Source organism: Aromatoleum buckelii, assembly GCF_012910785.2.
Classification (GTDB): Bacteria; Pseudomonadota; Gammaproteobacteria; order Burkholderiales; family Rhodocyclaceae; genus Aromatoleum; species Aromatoleum buckelii.
Genome location: NZ_WTVH02000010.1, coordinates 1,427,130 through 1,444,590, shown reverse-complemented (window position 1 = coordinate 1,444,590; position 17,461 = coordinate 1,427,130). Strand labels below are relative to the sequence as shown.

Genomic DNA, 17,461 nt, shown 5'->3' with positions numbered 1-17,461 from the left:
TGCTAATATCTGCGCGAGCTGGCTCATGCGGGAGCTGTGCTGTTTGAAAGACACTAGACCGATGCCGACTATCTCGCCCTTCCTCGTACCCGATCGAATCGAATCCGAGCGCCTCGTGTTGCGCACGTTCCGCGCGGATGACTGGCCCTTCCTCCACGAGCACTACTCCGACGCCGAAAGCACCCGCTTCACCTTCCGCCGCGCACTTTCCGAAGGCGACAGCTGGTATGCGATGGCGAACATGGTCGGGCATTGGCAGCTCAGAGGGTACGGCCCGTATGCCGTCGAGGAAAAAGCGACGGGCAACGTGCTGGGAGCGGTCGGGCTTTGGTACCCGAAGGACTGGCCGGAACCCGAAATCAAATGGGCGCTGACGCGGCGGTACTGGGGCAAGGGTTATGCCAGCGAGGCGGCGCGCGCCGTACAGGCGATGGCCAAAGAGCACCTTCCGGACGTCTCGCTGATCAGCTTCATCCACGCTGAGAACGCTGCATCGATCGCGCTCGCCCTCGCGGTCGGCGCGACGTTCGAAAAGGAAATGCCGTTTCGCGGTGCGACCTGGCACATCTACCGCCACCCGCGCTGACCGGTGCCGGTGTTTCCAGCAGCGCGGTTAGCGAACCGTATCTGCCCCGTCGAGTAGCGCTGCCGCGAGCGCGCCGCTCGGGCTCGAGCGCATGGCGGGATCAGAACAGGAATGGCTGCTTTGGCGCGGGCGCGGGCGCAGCACCGACGGCAAAGACTTTCGCCTGCCGTGGTTTGAACCAAACCGTGCGGCCAGCCGACAGTTCGAGATTCGCGGCGCGCTCGCGCGTCAGTTCGACTTCGATCGTCTCCGCCTCGTGCTCGAGTTCGACGCGCACGAGCGGTCCGATGCGATGCACGTGGCTGACGACCGCCTTCATTCCGCCCGAAATCGGTGCGGCGTCGAGGTCGATGTCGTGCGGGCGCACGAACGCGATCGAACCTGCTCCGGGCGCATCCCCTTCCCGCTCGACTTCCGCCCAGCCGCCATGCATGCGATTGTGGAAGACGTTCACGTTGCCGAGGAACTGGTAAACAAACGGCGACGCGGGGCTCGAATACACTTCGTCCGGCGAACCGATCTGCTCGATACGGCCGCGGTTCATGACGACGACGCGGTCGGCGACTTCCAGCGCTTCTTCCTGGTCGTGCGTGACGAACACCGAGGAGATGTGCATCTCGTCGTGGAGACGCCGCAGCCAGCGGCGCAGTTCCTTCCTCACCTTCGTGTCGAGCGCGCCGAACGGCTCGTCGAGCAGCAGCACTTTCGGTTCGACCGCAAGCGCGCGCGCGAGCGCGATGCGCTGCCGCTGGCCGCCCGAGAGCTGCGACGGATAGCGGTTCGCGAGCCAGTCGAGCTGCACGAGCTTCAGCAGGTTCATGACCCGCTCGCGGATCTCGGCCTCGGACGGTCGCGCTTTGCGGGGGCGCACGCGCAGGCCGAACGCGACGTTCTCGAACACCGACATGTGGCGGAACAGCGCGTAATGCTGGAACACGAAGCCGACCTGGCGCTCGCGCGCATGCACGTGCGTCGCTTCCTCGCCGCCGAACAGCACGTTGCCGCCGTCGGGAGATTCCATGCCCGCGATGATGCGCAAAAGCGTCGTCTTGCCGCAGCCGGAGGGCCCGAGCAGCGCGACCAGCTCACCGGTCGGAATGTCGAGCGACAGGTTGTCGAGCGCGACGAAGTTGCCGAAGCGCTTGCTGATGTTGCGGATTTCGATGCTCATGGGCGTTCCGTGGCGACAGACGGGGGCAGTTCGGTTTTCTCGGGCGGCAGTTCGGCGGTCAGCATCTCGGTTTCCTTGCGCATGCGCCATTCGACAATGGTCTTCGCCACCAGCGTGACGAGGCCGAGGAAGGCGAGCACCGTCGCCGCGGCGAACGCGCCGATCTGGTTGTACTCGTTGTAGAGGATCTCGACGTGCAGCGGCAGCGTGTTCGTTTCGCCGCGGATGTGGCCGGAGACGACGCTGACCGCGCCGAACTCGCCCATCGCCCGCGCGTTCGCGAGGATCACGCCGTACATCAAGCCCCACTTGATGTTCGGCAGCGTCACGCGCCAGAACATCTGCCAGCCGGACGCCCCAAGCGACACTGCGGCTTCCTCCTCGTCGCGGCCCTGCGCCTGCATCAGCGGGATCAGCTCGCGCGCGACGAACGGGAAAGTCACGAACAGCGTCGCGAGGATCATGCCGGGCAGCGCGAAGATGATCTTGATGTCGTGCGCGGCGAGCCACGGGCCGAGATAGCCCTGCGCACCGAACAGGATGATGAAGATCAGGCCGGCGACGACTGGCGACACCGCGAACGGCAGGTCGATCAATGTGGTCAGCAGGCTTTTGCCGCGAAACTCGAATTTCGCGATCGCCCAGGCGGCCGCCACGCCGAACGCGATGTTGAACGGCAGCACGAGCGCCGCGATCATCAGCGTCAGCAGCATCGCCGAGCGCGCCTCGCCTTCCTGCAGCGCGTCCCAGTACACTTGCGCCCCCTGTGCAAACGCTTCCCAGAACACCGCGATCAGCGGCAGCACGAGGAACAGGAACAGGAAACCGAGCGCGACCGCGGTCAGCAGCAGGCGAACCCAGCGCGGCTCCGCGGTGGCACGACGCGTCGTCATGGCCGCCCTCCGGCAATCGCGAGGGCGTCCGCGGCATCGGCCGGCGCGTCCCCGTCCCGGCTCTTCGCGTGGCGGCTGGCCGCCCACCACTGCAGCAGGTTGATCACCAGCAGCATGACGAACGAGATCACGAGCATCACGACCGCGAGGGCGGTCGCCCCGAGAATGTCGTATTGTTCGAGCTTGGAGATAATCAGGAGCGGCGTGATTTCCGAGATCAGCGGCATGTTGCCGGCGATGAAGATCACCGAACCGAACTCGCCGATCGCACGCGAAAACGCGAGCGTGAAGCCGGTCAGCCACGCGGGAAAGATTCCCGGCAACAACACCCGCGTAAAAGTCTGCCAGCGGGTCGCCCCGAGAGTCGCCGCGGCTTCCTCGACCTCCGCCTCGATGTCCTCGATGACCGGCTGCAGCGTGCGCACGACGAACGGCAGCGTGACGAAGATCAGCGCAACGACGATGCCCAGCGGCGTGAACGCGACCTGGATGCCGAGCTTCGCGAGATGCTGCCCGATCCAGCCGTTTTCGGCGTACAGCGTCGCGAGCGTGATGCCCGCCACCGCGGTCGGCAGCGCGAACGGCAGGTCGACGAGCGCGTCGACGAAGCGCTTGCCGGGAAATGGGTAACGCACCAACACCCACGCGACGATCAGGCCGAACAGCGCGTTGATCGCGGCGGCCCCCAGGGACGCGCCGAAGGTCACGCGGTAGGACGCAAGCGCACGCTCGCTACTCGCGGTCGCCCAGAAGTCGCCCCACGACATCTGGCCCGTGAATAAAATCATGCCGGCAAGCGGGATCAGCACCAGCAGAGTCAGATACGTGAGCGTATAACCCAGTCCGAGACGGAAACCGGGCAAGACACCATCGCGTTTGGCAGCGGCAGGAAACATGGAGGGGCAGAGTAAAGGCTGAAAGCGCCGCGGCCCGCCTAAGCGGGCCACCGGACGCTCGAAACGGCGGATTTTACTTCTGAGCGTAGATCTGGTCGAAGGTGCCGCCGTCCTTGAAATGGGTCGCGGCCGCCTTGCTCCACCCGCCGAACATTTCATCGATGGTGAAGGTCTTGATCGGCGGGAACGCCGAAGCGTATTTCTTCAGCACCTCCGGGTCACGCGGGCGCAGGTAGTTCTTCGCGGCATTCTCCTGGCCTTCCTTCGACCACAGATATTCGAGGTAGGCCCGGGCGAGCTCGCGTGTGCCCTTCTTGTCGACGACTTTCTCAACGATCGCGACCGGGAATTCGGCGAGGATCGACAGGCTCGGATACACGACCTCGAAGCCGCCGCGGCCGAACTCCTTCGCGATCAGTTCGGCCTCGGATTCGAACGTCACAAGCACGTCACCGATCCTGCGCTGCATGAAAGTCGTCGTCGCGTCGCGCCCGCCGGAGCCGAACAGCGGCGCATTCTTCAGCCAGTTGCCGACGAACTCCTGTGCCGTCTGGTCGTTGCCGCCCGGCTGCTTCAGTGCGTAGCCCCACGCAGCGAGATACGAATAGCGGCCGTTGCCGGTGTTCTTCGGGTGCGGGATGATCAGCTGCACGGCACCGGGCTTCGCGATGTCGTTCCAGTCCTTGATCCCTTTCGGATTGCCCTTGCGCACGATGAACACCATCGTCGAGGTGTACGGCGACGCATTGTCCGGGAAGCGCTTTGCGTAGTCGGTCGCGACGAGCCCCTTCTCGGCGAGGAAATCGACGTCCGTCGCCTGGTTCATCGTCACCACATCGGCCTCCAGTCCGTCCGCGACCGCGCGCGCCTGCTTCGACGAGCCAGCATGCGACTGGCGGATTTCGACGGTCTCCCCCGTTTTCTCCTTCCAATGCTTCTCGAAGAGCGGGTTGTAATCCTTATAAACGTCGCGCGCGACGTCGTACGACACGTTGAGCAGGTTCGACTGAGCGTGCGCGCCGGTCGCGAGCGCAAGCCCGGCCGCGAGCAGCAGGGAGGAAAATTTGTTCATGAAAACTCCGGTTGCAGAACGGCAAGGTCAGCGGCATGAACGATAGCCGAAGCCAACCATAGATGTCATGTATGAAATCCCCTTTCCTTATTACGAATGGAACTATGGGGAACACCCGCTGCGGCGAGCCGGCTTGTGGATATCCAGTGGCGCCGTAGTTACCCGTTGTTACAACGAATTTTTCCGCCTCGAAGAGCCCCGCAGCGGGAATCTTGGAGACGAGTAACGCATAATTTGTTCAAATGGAAAAATGACAGTCCGGGCAACTGCTGAACGCCATTTCGAGGTTGGGAAGTCACGATGTCACTTCATGCCGCTGTTACCTGCCCAAGTTGCGGAAGCACCGATTGTCGCAAGTCGAAATGGCAGTCCGAAGGCGAAAAGCAGGTGCAGACGGGCAAGCGCCCGTATCGGTGCCGCGCCTGCACGCATCGCTTCCATGCGCCGGAGCGCAAGCGGTCCCCCTGGTGGGACAAAGCCTCTTTCGCCGTGCCGGTGTTGCTGATGGTGGCCGCGATCGCCGTGGTGATCGTCGTCGGCGCCAGAACCAGTGACGAAACTCCGGCCGAGCACCTTCCGGGCGTGCCGATTCCGATCGATCCCTACACGCTACGCGCGGCCAAGGAAGGGGATGCGGCGGCACAGCTCCGGATTGCGAAAACGCTGTTGCTCGATGCCACGAGCGACCGCGCGCAGTCGCTGGAGGCCGTTCGCTGGCTGCGGGTGGCGGCAGACAGCGAACATCCGGGAGCGATGGTGGAACTCGGAAAACTCTACCGCAGCGGCTTCGGCGTGTTGCAGGACTACGACCAGGCAGCCAAATGGATCCGCACCGCCGCGGCGCGCGGCGACGCGGAAGGCATGCTCGAGCTGGGCCGGCTGTACCGCGACGGCATCGGTTTCGCGCGCGACCCGGTGCTCGCCTACGTGTGGTTCAACCGCGCCGCCGCGGCCCTGAACATCGACGCCGTGCGCGACCGCGACGAGATCGCGCGCAGCCTCGACGCGGACGAGCTGAAGCAGGCACAGGCGCAGTCGTCGAGAATGGAATCCGGCGAGATCGAAGCCATCGCCGTCAAGGAACGCAAGGGCTAGGCGCTCGCCCTAGGCGTCCGGCCCGACTGTCCCATCGGCCCTGGAGGCACCGGATGTCGCTGCCGACAGCATCTTCCGCCGGCTTTCGGGCGTTTCCAGGCTGATTCGTCCCAGCACCCCGCTGCGATAATCGTTGAGGAAGATTTGCGAGGCTTTCTCGAGATCCGGCGCGCCGCCCTTGAGCCGGCAGCCGCGCCGGGCCGCGATCGTTTCGATGACGCCGACCCCGTCCAGCGCCTCGAGGCGTTCGGGCGCGATGCCGTAGCGCGCCGCGAGCAGCGCCGGGTAACGTTCCAGCAGCAGGTCGCCGAGGAAAGTCGCGACCTCCTCGTCAATGACGGCGTTGCGCCCGATCGCGTGGCTCGCGGCGAGCATTAACCCGTCGGAATCGTGGGCGATCTTCGGCCACATCAGGCCGGGCGTGTCGGTGATCGTCATGTGCGAGCCGAGGTCGAAAGTCTGCTGCGACTTCGTCACCGCCGGCTCGTCGCCGACTTTCGCTACGCGGCGCTTGAGCAGCGCGTTCATCAGCGTCGATTTGCCGACGTTCGGGATGCCCATGATCATGATGCGCAGCAGCTTGGTGCCGTCGTTGCGGTGGGGCGCAAGCGCTTGGCACAGGCCGGGCACGCGCGCGACATCCCCCGGTTTTTTGCACGACAGCGCGACCGCCTTGACCCCTTCTTGGCTGTTGAAGAAATCGAGCCAGGCGCGCGTCGCGGCAGGATCGGCCAAGTCGGCCTTGTTGAGCACCTTGAGGCACACGCGCTGACGGTGTCGGCGCAACTCGTGGATCATCGGATTGCTGCTCGCCTCCGGGATGCGGGCATCGAGCACCTCGATGACGACGTCGGTCAGCGCCATCGTTTCGGCCGCTTTCTTGCGCGCCGAAGTCATGTGACCGGGAAACCACTGGATCGACATCTGGAATCAAAGCCTTGGAGAAGGGGCGCATTATCGCCTCCTTCGTCGGCGGCTTGGGGCAAAATGGCGAACTTTCGAGGGAATGCGGATGAATCGTGACAAGGTGCTCGCGGCGACGCGACAGTGGCTGGAGAAGGCGGTGATCGGACTCAACCTGTGTCCGTTCGCGAAGTCGGTGTATGTGAAGAACCAGGTACGCATCGTCGTCAGCGACGCCCGCCACGTCGATGCGTTCCTCGAAGAGCTCGACCGCGAACTCGATTTCCTCGCTGCCGTCGATCCTGAGGAAGTCGATACGACGCTGCTCGTGCATCCGACGCTGTTCCCCGATTTCCTCGATTTCAACGAGATCGTCGGCATCGCCGAGGAAGCCGTCGCCGAGCACGAGCTCGAAGGCGTCCTGCAGGTCGCGAGCTTTCATCCGCGCTTCCGCTTCGAAGGCACTGGCGAGGACGACATCGAGAACTACACCAACCGCTCGCCGTACCCGACGCTGCACCTGCTGCGCGAAGACAGCATCGAGCGCGCGGTCGCCGCGTACCCGGATGCCGACACGATCCCCGAGCGCAACATCGAGACGATGAACCGCCTCGGCCATGAAGGCTGGAAAGCGCTCGGCATTGCCGACGGCAGCGAGGACGACGCGTCGTGAGCGCGGCACACGCCAAGGGCCGGCATCCGGCGGGTCGCGGGCGCACAGGAAAGCCACAGCCTTCCTCGGCACCGGCAGCTGCACCTTCACCGCCACCTGCTGCGCAGCTTCCCGACATCCGGCCGGGCCAGTCGATCGAACTGCTGAAGGAACTCCACATCCTGACGCGCGACGGCAAGCTCAACCAGGACAGCCGGCGCAAGCTCAAGCAGGTCTATCACCTGTACAACTTCATCGAGCCGCTGCTCGAAGAAGTGGTGAGCGCGCGCGGCGATCTGACGCTCGTCGACCTCGGTGCGGGCAAGTCGTATCTCGGCTTCATCCTCTACGACCTGTTCCTGAAGACGCGCGAAGGCGGTCACATCTACGGAATCGAGACTCGCGACGAACTGGTCGCCAAGTCGCGCGAACTCGCGGCGCGACTTGGCTTCGCCCGCATGAGTTTCCTGAACCTGTCGGTCGAGGACTCGATCGAGTCGCCCGAACTGCCGGAACATATCGACATCGTGACTGCGCTGCACGCGTGCAACACCGCGACCGACGACGCCATCCGCTTCGCGTTGCACAAGCGCGCCCGCTTCATCGTGCTCGTGCCGTGCTGCCAGGCCGAAGTCGCCGCCGCGCTGCGCCGGCACAAGAATGAATCATTCGCCAAAACGCCGCTGTCCGAGATCTGGCGGCATCCGCTCCACACGCGCGAATTCGGCAGCCAGCTGACGAACGTGCTGCGCTGCCTGCTGCTCGAATCGCACGGCTACCAGCTCACGGTGACCGAACTTGTCGGCTGGGAGCATTCGATGAAGAACGAGCTGATCATTGCGCGGGCGACGAATCAGCCGCGGGGCAACGCCCAGCAGCGGCTGGCGCAGATCCTCGCGGAACTCAATCTCGAAGAGCTTCGCGGCCGTTTTGCGTACTGAAGAGCGCCGGCAAGGCCGGGCAGCGTGCACAATTGCGCCGGCGCGCTTGATCTGGGCAAAGTACCGCAGCCCCACAATGCGTTAATCTGCAGTTCCCCCACCGGCCACCCCACATGTCCAACTTTCCGTATCCGATCCTTGTCGCCGCGATTTTCCTGTTCGGCTGCCTTGCGGTCCTGCATATCCACCGACGCCAGCAGGACGCCCAGCGCGACTTGCCGCAGCGCGACGAATACCTTGCCGCACACCACCAGCAGACTCCCGCGTGCCTGCGCTGCACGTCGACCGACACGCGCGAATTCGGGCTCCACGAAGGCGACGATGTGCAGCGCATCGTCGCCTGCAAGAAATGCGACCAGCTGATGTACCGCTACCGGCGTACAGCAGCTGCGTAGAATCCCGAACGGATAGAACATTCCGGCCCACCGGGCGGTCCACTCCACATATCCAGCGTGGAGGCATCGGCCATGGACGTCACCCCCTTGCTCGCGCGACTCGGCGTCGCGACGGACGAGCTCGAATCCGGCGAGCTGCCGGTGCGCAGCCCGATCGATGCAGAAGTCATCGCGCGGCTCGCGCCGCACAGTTGCGCATACGCCGGCGTCGCGCTCGATCGCGCGCAAGAGGCTTTTTTCGCCTGGCGCGAGGTCCCGCCGCCGCGGCGCGGCGACATGGTGCGTCAGTATGGCAACCTGTTGCGCCGGCACAAGGCCGATCTCGGCGAACTCGTGTCGATCGAAGCCGGCAAGATCCGTCAGGAAGGTCTCGGCGAAGTGCAGGAGATGATCGACATCTGCGACTTCGCCGTCGGCCTGTCGCGCCAACTCCACGGATTGACGATCGCAAGCGAACGCCCGGGCCACCGAATGATGGAGCAGTGGCACCCGGCGGGCGTCGTCGGCGTCGTCTCGGCATTCAACTTCCCCGTCGCGGTGTGGGCGTGGAACGCGGCGCTGGCATGGGTGTGCGGCGACAGCGTGGTGTGGAAACCGTCGCCCCGGACTCCGCTCACGGCACTCGCGTGCGCGGCGCTGTTCGATTCGCTGCGCGCGGAATTCGACGAGCTGCCGCAAGGTCTGCTCGAAGTGCTGATCGGTGGCAATGAGCTCGCGACCCTGCTTGCCGACGACCGGCGCGTCGCGGTCCTCTCGGCGACCGGTTCGACCGCAATGGGCAAGGCGCTTGCGCCGCGCGTCGCGGCCCGGCTCGGCCGCTCGATCCTCGAACTGGGCGGCAACAATGCTGCAATCGTCTGCCCGAGCGCCGACCTGACGCTCACCGAACGCGCGATCCTGTTCGCCGCCGCCGGCACCGCCGGCCAGCGCTGCACGAGCCTGCGCCGGCTGATTGTGCAGGAATCGATCGCCGACGGGCTGGTGGAGCGCCTGCGCGGCGCCTGGGGACGGATCACAGTCGGCAATCCGCTCGATCCGGCGACGCTCGTCGGGCCACTGATCGATGCGGCCGCGGGTGCAAAAATGGACCAGGCGCTCGCCGAAGCGCGGGCAGCGGGCGGCACGGTGTGGGGCGGCGAGACGGTCCGGGTGCCGGGATGCGAGGACGCGTGCTATCGCCGCCCGGCTCTGGTCGAGATGCCGGAGCAGACTGCGCTCGTGAAAAAGGAGACTTTCGCACCGATCCTCTATGTGCTGCGCTATCGCACCTTGGGCGAGGCGCTCACGCTGCACAACGACGTGCCGCAAGGCCTTGCGTCATCGATTTTCACGCGGGACCTGACGGAATCCGAACGCTTCCTGTCCACGACCGGCAGCGACTGCGGCATCGCGAACGTCAATATCGGGCCGTCCGGCGCCGAAATCGGCGGCGCGTTCGGCGGCGAAAAAGACACCGGTGGCGGCCGGGAATCCGGTTCGGATGCCTGGAAGGCCTACATGCGGCGAGCGACCTGCACGATCAACTACTCGGGCGCGCTGCCCCTCGCCCAGGGGATCCGCTTCGGTCTCGCCGACGAGTGACCGACGCTGATGCCTTCGCCGTACAGTCAGTCCCTGGGCGACGCTGCGCGCGTGACCAGCAGCTGGTCGATGCGGTAATTGTCGATGTCGACGACCTCGAACTTGTAGTCGCGATAGCTCACCGAATCGGTCCGCTTCGGCACCTTGCGCAGCATGTACATCATGAAACCGGCGATCGTCTCGTAATTCTCGTGGCCGACGAATTCATTGATGTCGAGGGCCTGCATCACGTCCTCGATCGGCGTGATGCCGTCGATCAGCCACGAATCCTCGTCGCGCTTGACGATCAGTTCCTCCTGGAACGCGCTGCCGAGTTCGCCCATGACCGTGTTCATGATGTCCTGCAGCGTCAGCAGGCCGACGATCAGCGCATATTCGTTGACGATCATCGCGAAGTCCTCGCGCGCGGCGCGAAAACGCTCCAGCGCCTCGAACAGCGTCAGGGTATCGGGGATCACCAGGGCGTTGCGCACGACCGGGTCGGCGCGCAGGGACAGCTTCTGGCCGGAGAGGATGCGCGCGAAAATGTCCTTCGAATCCACGTAGCCGACGACCGTGTCGATCGTGCTGTCGCACACCGGGAATTTCGCATGCGTCTGCGCGACGAGCTTGCCGCGGATGCTGTCCTCGGTCTCGTTCAGCGTGAAATAGACGATGCTTTCACGGTTCGTCATTGCCGACGGCACGGTGCGCGAGTCGAGCTCGAAGACGTTCACGATCAGCTGGCGCTCCTGCTTGAGCAGCGCGCCCGTCTGCGCACCGACGTCGACCATCGCGACGATCTCGGCGGACGTGATGTTCTCGGTGCGCACGTTCGGCAGCTTGAACAAGCGAAACAGCGCATTCGCGAGGCCGTCGAAGAACCACACCAGCGGGGCGAACGCGAGCACGCAGAAACGCATCGGCGCGACAACGGCGATCGCGACGCGTTCGGGCGAAGTCATGCCGAGGCGCTTCGGCACGAGATCCGAGAACAGCACGAAGAGCGAAGTGACGATGACGAACGACAAAACAAAGCTCACCGATTCGAGCATCGGCCCATCGTAGACCACGCCGATCAGTTGCGCGACCGCCGGCGACAGCGTCGATTCGCCGACGATACCGCCGAGGATCGCCACCGCGTTCTGCCCGATCTGCACCACAGTGAAAAAATGGCCCGGGTTCTCCTGCAGCGCGAGCACGCGCTCGGCGACCGGATTGCCCTGCTGCGCCATCAGGCGCAACTTGATCTTGCGCGACGCGGCGAGCGAAATTTCCGCGATCGAAAAGAACGCGCTGATTCCGATCAACAGCGCAATGACAAGAATCTGGTTCGTGACACTCACCTACTGCCCCCTCGAAGCCGCCCCCGTCACCGACCCTGTTCCACAGTGCCGCTACGGCCCCCTTCGGCCCTTTCGGCCCCCACAGCGTCGCGGAAATGTCGCCTCTCAAGAAAACGCCGGCCGCCCCAAGTTTTCTTGTCGCCCTCCGGGGGCGGAAACGGCAAAGCCGTTTCCCCGCGGCGGTCAGAACAACGCTTCGACCATAAGTCCCGCTGCCCAGCTGCGCCTGCGCTCGGGATCGTCGTCGTCCTGCGGCCAGAAGTGGCCGGCGCTCAGCTCGATGAACGTCCAGTCGCGGTAGATAGGCTGTCGCCAGGTCGCGCGGATGCCATATTCGCCGACGCCCACTCGCCGGCCCGTTTCGCCGTTGACGAGCAGCTCGAGTGCAGATTCGCGCAGATTAGGGTAGGCCTTGAACATCCCTAAGCTGTTCCCCCACCTCAGCCCGGACGTCTCCTCCGAGATCGTGCCGACGGCCTGCCAGCGGAAAGACCAGGATGGCGAATAGGCATGGTCGTAATTGAGGGCGAGCGTCGAGCCGAAGCCATCGTCCGATCGCCAGAAGATCGTCTCACGCAGACCGAACACATCCCGGTCGGAGAAACGCCACAACTTCTTGTAGCGCGCCTGCGCATACACGTCGTCGACGCCGCCACGAAAACCCGCGCGGAACTCGAGGAACTCACGCAGCGCATAGCCCACGCCAGCGAAGAAAGCCTGGTCGTCGCGGCGGCTTTCGGCCAGCAACTGGTGCTGGCGCCTGAACGTTTCCGGCTGGTCAGTGACCTCCTCCTGCTCGTTGTCCTGGCCGACGAACAGATAGCCGAGCCGCTTGACGTTCGGCAGGTCCACGCGGACACGAAAACGGAAGTTGTTGCGCAGTCCTTCGTCCTGTCGCGCCAGAAAATTGAAGCGGACGCTGCCGGACACCTTGCCGCCCTCCTCGAACGGGATGTCGCCGAACCAGCCATCGACAGTGCGCGCGACGCCTTCCGTGAACGCGCGCACGCCTCGCCGCCCCTGCTCCATGACGCCTTCGTCATCGAGCGGCATTCCGGCCGCCGGGGGGCGGGCGTACTGCGTATCGACAGCCAGAGGCGGCGCGGCGGTATCGGGAGACAGGGCAGGATCGCCGGGGCCGGCGGCCGGCACCAGGGCGGCATATCCAATGAGCGGGAGCAGCAGGAAGCAGGGCCTCATGACGATTCTCCTTCGCATGCATTCAAAATACCACGAAGGAACGTCGAAGGTGGAGCCCTGGTGACTCCGGGCAGCAGGCGGAACCCTTCCGTTTCAGCCGGACAGAGGTCGCCGCGATCCCTGCGCAGCGGCCATCCTCACGCGCCCATCCTGCGCTCGGGCTCGACGAGCACCGTCTGCCGTCCATCGGTGATCCACACCTGGCCGTCCTGCAGCGTGCATTGCAGCCGCATGCTGCGCGCGGTCAGCGCGGCAAGCGCGGGCGCGACCTCGGGGGGAAGATTCCACACTGTCAGATTCGACTGCCGCGCGAGCTTGTCGCGCACCCCGTTCCACCAGATGTCCGCCGCCCGGCCGTAGCTGACGACGACAGTTTCGCGCGCCCGTCCGCAGGCTTTCCGGATCCATTTTTCGTCGGGCTGGCCGACGTCGATCCAGCGCTCGATCGCGCCGGTAAGATCTCGCTGCCACAGATCCGGCTCGTCATCGACGCACAGCCCCTTGCCGAATGTGAGCGCGGGATCGGCATACAACGCGAACGCCAGGATGCGCACCATCATCCGCTCGTCGGTTTCCGACGGATGGCGGGCGATCGTGAAACCGTGATCGGCGTAGTAGTTGCGGTCCATGTCCGCAATCGTCAATTCGACCTTGAAAATCGTTGCCTTCAGCGCCATCGTCCCGACCCCGGTCAGTGCACCGTGCCGGCGGGCGGAGTGCGCCGCGCCTGTTGCCAGGCGAGCACCGCCTGCGTCGAGTGGGCCATGATCCGGTCGTGCTGCGGCGCCGGCAATCCGGCGGAAAGCGCGGCGAACAGCGCCTCGTTCATTTCCCGCGCCAACCCGTCCGCGGCGAGGCCTTCGGCGAGGCAGCGGATCTGGATATGCGCGAGCGCGTCCGCAACGAGTCGCCAGCCGAGCTCCGGCATCGCCCGGATCAACGCGAAAATCATGCCTGCGAGGTGGGCGAGAATGGCTTTCGCCTGCTCCCGCTCGTCGCCGGCGATCATCGCGTGCCACAGCGCGAGATGGATGCTGCGGCGCAATTCGATCTTGAAGTCGATCGCGTTGCCCTCGGCCGCGTCGATCGCGGCGAACTGCTGGTGAAAACGCGCCTCCTGCTGCGGATCGAGACCGGTGCGCACCGCGCCGACGAGCTCGGACAGGCCGGGGATCGCCCCCAGCCCGAAAGCCTGGCTGTATGCGACGCCCCACTGGTCGAGACCTGCGACGATCAGCGCGAGGCGCAGGGCGCAGGCGTCCGCGCTCTCCCCCGCGGCGCCCCAGTTGCGCAGCGCCGCCGCGAGCGCTTCGACGCCGCGCACGCGCCCCTCGTCATCTTCGTCCAGCGTCAGCCGGAAGGCCTGCGAGAATCCGTCCTGCGCCATCCGCGCGGCCAGTTTTTGCACTTCCGGCCGGGCGAGCGCCGCGAGCGTGTCGAGCGGAATGGGCGAGGGAGAAGCGGATGGGTCGGGAGTCATGCGCGAGATCCGGAAAAAGGGCGCCATTGTGAGGCCCGCGACTGCGTCCGGCAAATGCCCGGGGGCAAGGATGGCGCGCAGGCGGACACCGGGAAACGCCTTCGCCCTTGTGCGCTGCCCGATTCCTGCGAAAATGGTCAGCCGTCCCTCGTCCGAAGGCCTGCCGCCCATGGCTACACCGCCGTTCGAAAATCTCACTCCGGACCGGATCCTCGACGCGCTCGACAGGGTCGGGCTGATGCCCGACGGGCGTCTGCTCACGCTGAACAGCTACGAGAATCGGGTCTATCAGGTCGGCATCGAGGACGGCCCGATGGTGATCGTCAAGTTCTACCGGCCGGGGCGCTGGCCGGACGAGGCGATCGGCGAGGAACACCGCTTCGTCGCCGAACTGGCCGAGCGCGAGATCCCTGCCGTCGCCCCCCTCGTGCTGCGCAACGCGACACTGCATCATCACGCGGACCTGCGCTTCGCCGTGTTTCCGCGGGTCGGCGGGCGCGCACCGGAGCTGTCCGATGCAGCAACCCTCGAATGGATGGGCCGCTTCCTCGGCCGCATCCACGCCGTCGGCGCGTTGGCGCCGTACCATGCGCGGCCGACGCTCGACATCGCGAGTTTCGGCGAAGAACCGCGCGACTGGCTGCTCGCCCACGGTTTCATTCCCGACGACCTGCTGCCGGCGTGGCGCAGCACCGTCGAGCAGGCGCTCGACGGCGTGCGACGCTGCTTCGACCGCGCCGGAGCGTTCACCCCGATCCGGCTGCACGGCGACTGCCATGGCGGCAACGTGCTGTGGAGCGAGTCGCCGCCGACACCCGGCCCGCAGTTCGTCGACTTCGACGACAGCCGCATGGGTCCGGCGGTACAGGACCTGTGGATGCTGCTGTCGGGCACGCGCGAGGACATGAGCAGACAGCTCGGCGACGTGCTCGCCGGGTACGAAGACTTTCACGATTTTTCGCTGCGCGAACTGCATCTGATCGAGGCGCTGCGCACGCTGCGACTGATCCACTATTCGGCGTGGATCGCCCGCCGCTGGGACGATCCCGCGTTTCCTGCGGCCTTCCCCTGGTTCAACACGCAGCGCTACTGGCAGGACCGCATCCTGGAACTGCGCGAGCAGATCCCGCTGATGGGCGAGCGACCGCTCTGGTCCACATGAGAGCGACCTGAAGTCGCCCGTCGAGCCGCAACAAACCTCACGCGCGGCGCAAAAATGAAGACGGCCGGAATGCCGGAAGCGAGCGGCCCGCGCGAAAGCCGTCGAGCATGCGGCGCAGCGCAGCGGCATCCTCTGCGGTGAATCCGCTCTTGAAGTCGGTCAGCAACAGCCGCGAGCGCGTCAGCCAGTTGCCGGGCGCGTCGTCCAGCGCGCACCACGCCGTCCGCGCCACGTCCGCGTCGTGTTGCGCCAGCCACGCCATCGCTTCGCGCTCGCGTAAGCCATGCAGTTCGGCGCCATGTTTCGGAATCATCTGCGGCGTCGCGCCGATGACGCGCGGACGGATGTCCTCGGCGAAGCGGCCGACGAGTTTCGACAGTGAAAACAGCATGCGCCAGTCCGAGGCGATGACCACGCGCGCCTCGTCGTACTCACGCAGCACGGCTTCGATCAGCGGCAGGCAGCGAAAATCCTCGACTTCGCCCCATGGATGGGTCACGCCGTCGAAGTCGAGGAAAATGTAGGATGTCTCGGTCATTTCTTGTCCGCTTCGGGAGATGGCTGCAGTGGTAGCATGCTGCGTTGCGTCATTTATCGCAAGCGTATGAATAGAAACCTGCAAGAACACCTCGGAAATCATTCGCGGTTGTCTTGCCGCAGTGCACCAACCTGCTTCAACACGGAGTTTTCATGAAATCACTGGTCAATCTCGCGGGCAAGGTGGGCCTGATCACCGGCATCGCCAACGAGAAATCCATCTCCACGGGAGTGGCTGAAGCATGCGTCGAGGCGGGTGCGAAGCTCGTCGTGACTTATCAGAACGACAAGACCCGCGCATTCATCGAGCCGGTCCTCCACCGCCTCGGGATCACCGACGCGTACCTGATGGACGTCACGCGCCCGGAAACGCTGGGCGAAGTGTACGAACGCATCGCTGCGACCCACGGCAAGCTCGATTTCGCCATTCACAGCATGGCCTTCGCGAAACGTGACGATCTGCACGGGCGCGTCGTCGATGCGTCGGCCGACGGTTTCGCGATGGCGATGGACGTATCGACCCATTCGTTCATCCGCCTCGCGAAAATGGTCGAACCTTTGCTGGAAAAATCCGGCGGCGGCTCGCTCGTGACGATGACTTACCTGGGCAGCGAAAAGGTCATCGCCAACTACGGGGTCATGGGGCTGTGCAAGGCGGCGCTCGAGGCGGCGACGCGTTACATGGCGTACGAACTCGGGCCGAAAAGCATCCGCGTCAATGCGATCTCCCCCGGCCCGCTGATGACACGCGCGGCCTCCGGCATCGCCGGCTTCGACGGCCTGATGGCGGCAGCCGTCGAGCGCTCGCCGATGCACAGCCTTGTCACCCCTGAGGACATCGGCGCCTTGACGGCGTTTCTCGTCTCCGACGCCGCCAGGCTCATCACCGGCGGCGTGCATTTCGTCGACGCCGGCTACAACATCGTGGCCTGAGGCAGGACGGCGAGCCATGATCGATCCCGCGCGACCGCGGATCATGCTGCCCGATCCGGTCCCGCAGCATCCGCTGCTTGTCGGCCGGGCGGAAATCGGCCGCGGCGAATACAGCATCGTGCTCGATCACGAGGACGGCGAACGTGTGTACAAGATCGCCAGCTCGCCTGCGGACGTCTTCCTGCTCACTGCCGTCGACCGGCCGCGCGGCGTCCATTTTCCGCTCGTCTTCGCCGACCACGGGGTGATCGGTCGCGCCGGCTCCGGTTTTCCGCTGCACCTGTTCGAAATGGAGCGCCTTTATCCGCTGCGCGGCAACACGCCTGCCGCATCCCTCGCTGGCCGGCTGACCGGACTCTACCGCGCCGCGTGCGTGCAACGAAGCGAGCTCGGCGCGGACATGGGCAGGCTCGCGCTCTACCACTTGGCAATCGAAGAATCGGCGCTCGGCGCCAGCCTGACCCGAGCGCTGGTGGCCCTGTCGGACTTCGTCGAGGCCTACGGGGTGCTGCCCGACCTTCTGAATGACGACAACCTGATGATGCGCAAGGACGGGACGCTGGTGTTTGCCGACCCGGTGTTCATCGCCTGACCGCGGGCTTGGCGCTGCGATCATCGACGGGCGTATCATGTCTAGCC

The 17,461-nt window shown here is 65.2% G+C and carries 19 protein-coding genes; 9 read left to right on the top strand and 10 right to left on the bottom strand.

All coding sequences use genetic code 11. The annotated features are described in order from the left end of the window. Positions 1–25 precede the first annotated feature (25 nt). On the top strand, positions 26–586 hold the full coding sequence (locus GO608_RS17500; RefSeq protein ID WP_247003273.1) for a GNAT family N-acetyltransferase: 561 nt from the start codon (positions 26–28) through the stop codon (positions 584–586). A gap of 100 nt (positions 587–686) precedes the next feature. Here the strand turns inward: GO608_RS17500 and GO608_RS17495 are convergent, their stop codons facing one another. The 4 genes from GO608_RS17495 to GO608_RS17480 form a co-directional block, all read right to left on the bottom strand. Beyond that, positions 687–1,757: a sulfate/molybdate ABC transporter ATP-binding protein gene (locus GO608_RS17495; RefSeq protein ID WP_169197590.1), complete on the bottom strand. Its 1,071-nt coding sequence runs from the start codon at positions 1,755–1,757 to the stop codon at positions 687–689. Next, positions 1,754–2,650 (bottom strand): sulfate ABC transporter permease subunit CysW, encoded by an 897-nt coding sequence (gene cysW / locus GO608_RS17490; protein ID WP_169197591.1) that lies wholly within the window; start codon positions 2,648–2,650, stop codon positions 1,754–1,756. The genes GO608_RS17495 and cysW overlap by 4 nt, the downstream gene beginning before the upstream one ends. Continuing rightward, the gene (gene cysT / locus GO608_RS17485; protein WP_169197592.1) at positions 2,647–3,546 is read right to left on the bottom strand and encodes a sulfate ABC transporter permease subunit CysT; all 900 of its coding nucleotides are present in this window, start codon (positions 3,544–3,546) and stop codon (positions 2,647–2,649) included. Before cysT ends, cysW begins: the two co-directional genes overlap by 4 nt. A gap of 73 nt (positions 3,547–3,619) precedes the next feature. Continuing rightward, positions 3,620–4,618, bottom strand: a complete 999-nt coding sequence (locus GO608_RS17480; protein WP_169197593.1) for a sulfate ABC transporter substrate-binding protein — start codon at positions 4,616–4,618, stop codon at positions 3,620–3,622. A gap of 387 nt (positions 4,619–5,005) precedes the next feature. Between GO608_RS17480 and GO608_RS17475 the strand changes: the two genes are divergently transcribed. Further along, positions 5,006–5,713: a tetratricopeptide repeat protein gene (locus tag GO608_RS17475; protein ID WP_247003271.1), complete on the top strand. Its 708-nt coding sequence runs from the start codon at positions 5,006–5,008 to the stop codon at positions 5,711–5,713. Between the two features lie 9 nt (positions 5,714–5,722). Here GO608_RS17475 and ylqF read toward each other — a convergent pair whose 3' ends face one another. Next, a complete protein-coding gene (gene ylqF / locus GO608_RS17470) occupies positions 5,723–6,637 on the bottom strand; it encodes a ribosome biogenesis GTPase YlqF (protein ID WP_169197595.1) in 915 nt (304 codons plus the stop codon). Between the two features lie 88 nt (positions 6,638–6,725). Between ylqF and GO608_RS17465 the strand changes: the two genes are divergently transcribed. From GO608_RS17465 to amaB, 4 genes are all read left to right on the top strand, one after another. Next, complete coding sequence (locus GO608_RS17465) at positions 6,726–7,289, top strand: DUF1415 domain-containing protein (RefSeq protein WP_169197596.1); 564 nt, start codon at positions 6,726–6,728, stop codon at positions 7,287–7,289. 116 nt (positions 7,290–7,405) lie between these two features. Beyond that, positions 7,406–8,209, top strand: coding sequence for a class I SAM-dependent methyltransferase (locus GO608_RS17460; protein ID WP_169197658.1), 804 nt, complete (start codon positions 7,406–7,408; stop codon positions 8,207–8,209). A gap of 113 nt (positions 8,210–8,322) precedes the next feature. Beyond that, complete coding sequence (locus GO608_RS17455; protein WP_169197597.1) at positions 8,323–8,604, top strand: hypothetical protein; 282 nt, start codon at positions 8,323–8,325, stop codon at positions 8,602–8,604. 72 nt (positions 8,605–8,676) lie between these two features. Then, entirely contained in the window at positions 8,677–10,185 is a 1,509-nt protein-coding gene (gene amaB / locus GO608_RS17450) for an L-piperidine-6-carboxylate dehydrogenase (RefSeq protein ID WP_169197598.1), read from the top strand. Positions 10,186–10,211: 26 nt separating this feature from the next. Here the strand turns inward: amaB and paeA are convergent, their stop codons facing one another. The 4 genes from paeA to GO608_RS17430 all read right to left on the bottom strand — a co-directional run bounded on the left by paeA (position 10,212) and on the right by GO608_RS17430 (position 14,190). Then, positions 10,212–11,510, bottom strand: a complete 1,299-nt coding sequence (paeA, locus tag GO608_RS17445) for a polyamine export protein PaeA (RefSeq protein ID WP_169197599.1) — start codon at positions 11,508–11,510, stop codon at positions 10,212–10,214. 183 nt (positions 11,511–11,693) lie between these two features. Beyond that, complete coding sequence (locus GO608_RS17440; RefSeq protein WP_169197600.1) at positions 11,694–12,710, bottom strand: hypothetical protein; 1,017 nt, start codon at positions 12,708–12,710, stop codon at positions 11,694–11,696. Between the two features lie 137 nt (positions 12,711–12,847). Further along, positions 12,848–13,387 (bottom strand): YaeQ family protein, encoded by a 540-nt coding sequence (locus GO608_RS17435; protein WP_169197601.1) that lies wholly within the window; start codon positions 13,385–13,387, stop codon positions 12,848–12,850. Positions 13,388–13,401: 14 nt separating this feature from the next. Then, positions 13,402–14,190, bottom strand: coding sequence for a hypothetical protein (locus GO608_RS17430; protein ID WP_169197602.1), 789 nt, complete (start codon positions 14,188–14,190; stop codon positions 13,402–13,404). Positions 14,191–14,359: 169 nt separating this feature from the next. Here GO608_RS17430 and GO608_RS17425 point away from each other — a divergent pair, with 169 nt between their 5' ends. Beyond that, on the top strand, positions 14,360–15,352 hold the full coding sequence (locus GO608_RS17425) for a serine/threonine protein kinase (RefSeq protein WP_169197603.1): 993 nt from the start codon (positions 14,360–14,362) through the stop codon (positions 15,350–15,352). Positions 15,353–15,389: 37 nt separating this feature from the next. Here the strand turns inward: GO608_RS17425 and GO608_RS17420 are convergent, their stop codons facing one another. Continuing rightward, positions 15,390–15,890 (bottom strand): HAD domain-containing protein, encoded by a 501-nt coding sequence (locus GO608_RS17420; protein WP_169197604.1) that lies wholly within the window; start codon positions 15,888–15,890, stop codon positions 15,390–15,392. 152 nt (positions 15,891–16,042) lie between these two features. Here GO608_RS17420 and fabI point away from each other — a divergent pair, with 152 nt between their 5' ends. Both fabI and GO608_RS17410 read left to right on the top strand, forming a co-directional pair. Next, the gene (gene fabI / locus GO608_RS17415) at positions 16,043–16,822 is read left to right on the top strand and encodes an enoyl-ACP reductase FabI (protein WP_169197605.1); all 780 of its coding nucleotides are present in this window, start codon (positions 16,043–16,045) and stop codon (positions 16,820–16,822) included. Between the two features lie 16 nt (positions 16,823–16,838). Beyond that, on the top strand, positions 16,839–17,414 hold the full coding sequence (locus tag GO608_RS17410) for a hypothetical protein (RefSeq protein ID WP_169197606.1): 576 nt from the start codon (positions 16,839–16,841) through the stop codon (positions 17,412–17,414). Positions 17,415–17,461: the final 47 nt, after the last annotated feature.

What these genes read in the sequence shown, in the direction of transcription:
- GO608_RS17500 (WP_247003273.1), top strand. Translation starts at nt 26, where the DNA reads ATGCGGGAGCTGTGCTGTTTGAAAGACACTAGACCGATGCCGACTATC.
- GO608_RS17495 (WP_169197590.1), bottom strand. Translation starts at nt 1,757, where the DNA reads ATGAGCATCGAAATCCGCAACATCAGCAAGCGCTTCGGCAACTTCGTC.
- cysW (WP_169197591.1), bottom strand. Translation starts at nt 2,650, where the DNA reads ATGACGACGCGTCGTGCCACCGCGGAGCCGCGCTGGGTTCGCCTGCTG.
- cysT (WP_169197592.1), bottom strand. Translation starts at nt 3,546, where the DNA reads ATGTTTCCTGCCGCTGCCAAACGCGATGGTGTCTTGCCCGGTTTCCGT.
- GO608_RS17480 (WP_169197593.1), bottom strand. Translation starts at nt 4,618, where the DNA reads ATGAACAAATTTTCCTCCCTGCTGCTCGCGGCCGGGCTTGCGCTCGCG.
- ylqF (WP_169197595.1), bottom strand. Translation starts at nt 6,637, where the DNA reads ATGTCGATCCAGTGGTTTCCCGGTCACATGACTTCGGCGCGCAAGAAA.
- GO608_RS17465 (WP_169197596.1), top strand. Translation starts at nt 6,726, where the DNA reads ATGAATCGTGACAAGGTGCTCGCGGCGACGCGACAGTGGCTGGAGAAG.
- GO608_RS17455 (WP_169197597.1), top strand. Translation starts at nt 8,323, where the DNA reads ATGTCCAACTTTCCGTATCCGATCCTTGTCGCCGCGATTTTCCTGTTC.
- amaB (WP_169197598.1), top strand. Translation starts at nt 8,677, where the DNA reads ATGGACGTCACCCCCTTGCTCGCGCGACTCGGCGTCGCGACGGACGAG.
- GO608_RS17440 (WP_169197600.1), bottom strand. Translation starts at nt 12,710, where the DNA reads ATGAGGCCCTGCTTCCTGCTGCTCCCGCTCATTGGATATGCCGCCCTG.
- GO608_RS17435 (WP_169197601.1), bottom strand. Translation starts at nt 13,387, where the DNA reads ATGGCGCTGAAGGCAACGATTTTCAAGGTCGAATTGACGATTGCGGAC.
- GO608_RS17430 (WP_169197602.1), bottom strand. Translation starts at nt 14,190, where the DNA reads ATGACTCCCGACCCATCCGCTTCTCCCTCGCCCATTCCGCTCGACACG.
- GO608_RS17425 (WP_169197603.1), top strand. Translation starts at nt 14,360, where the DNA reads ATGGCTACACCGCCGTTCGAAAATCTCACTCCGGACCGGATCCTCGAC.
- GO608_RS17420 (WP_169197604.1), bottom strand. Translation starts at nt 15,890, where the DNA reads ATGACCGAGACATCCTACATTTTCCTCGACTTCGACGGCGTGACCCAT.
- fabI (WP_169197605.1), top strand. Translation starts at nt 16,043, where the DNA reads ATGAAATCACTGGTCAATCTCGCGGGCAAGGTGGGCCTGATCACCGGC.
- GO608_RS17410 (WP_169197606.1), top strand. Translation starts at nt 16,839, where the DNA reads ATGATCGATCCCGCGCGACCGCGGATCATGCTGCCCGATCCGGTCCCG.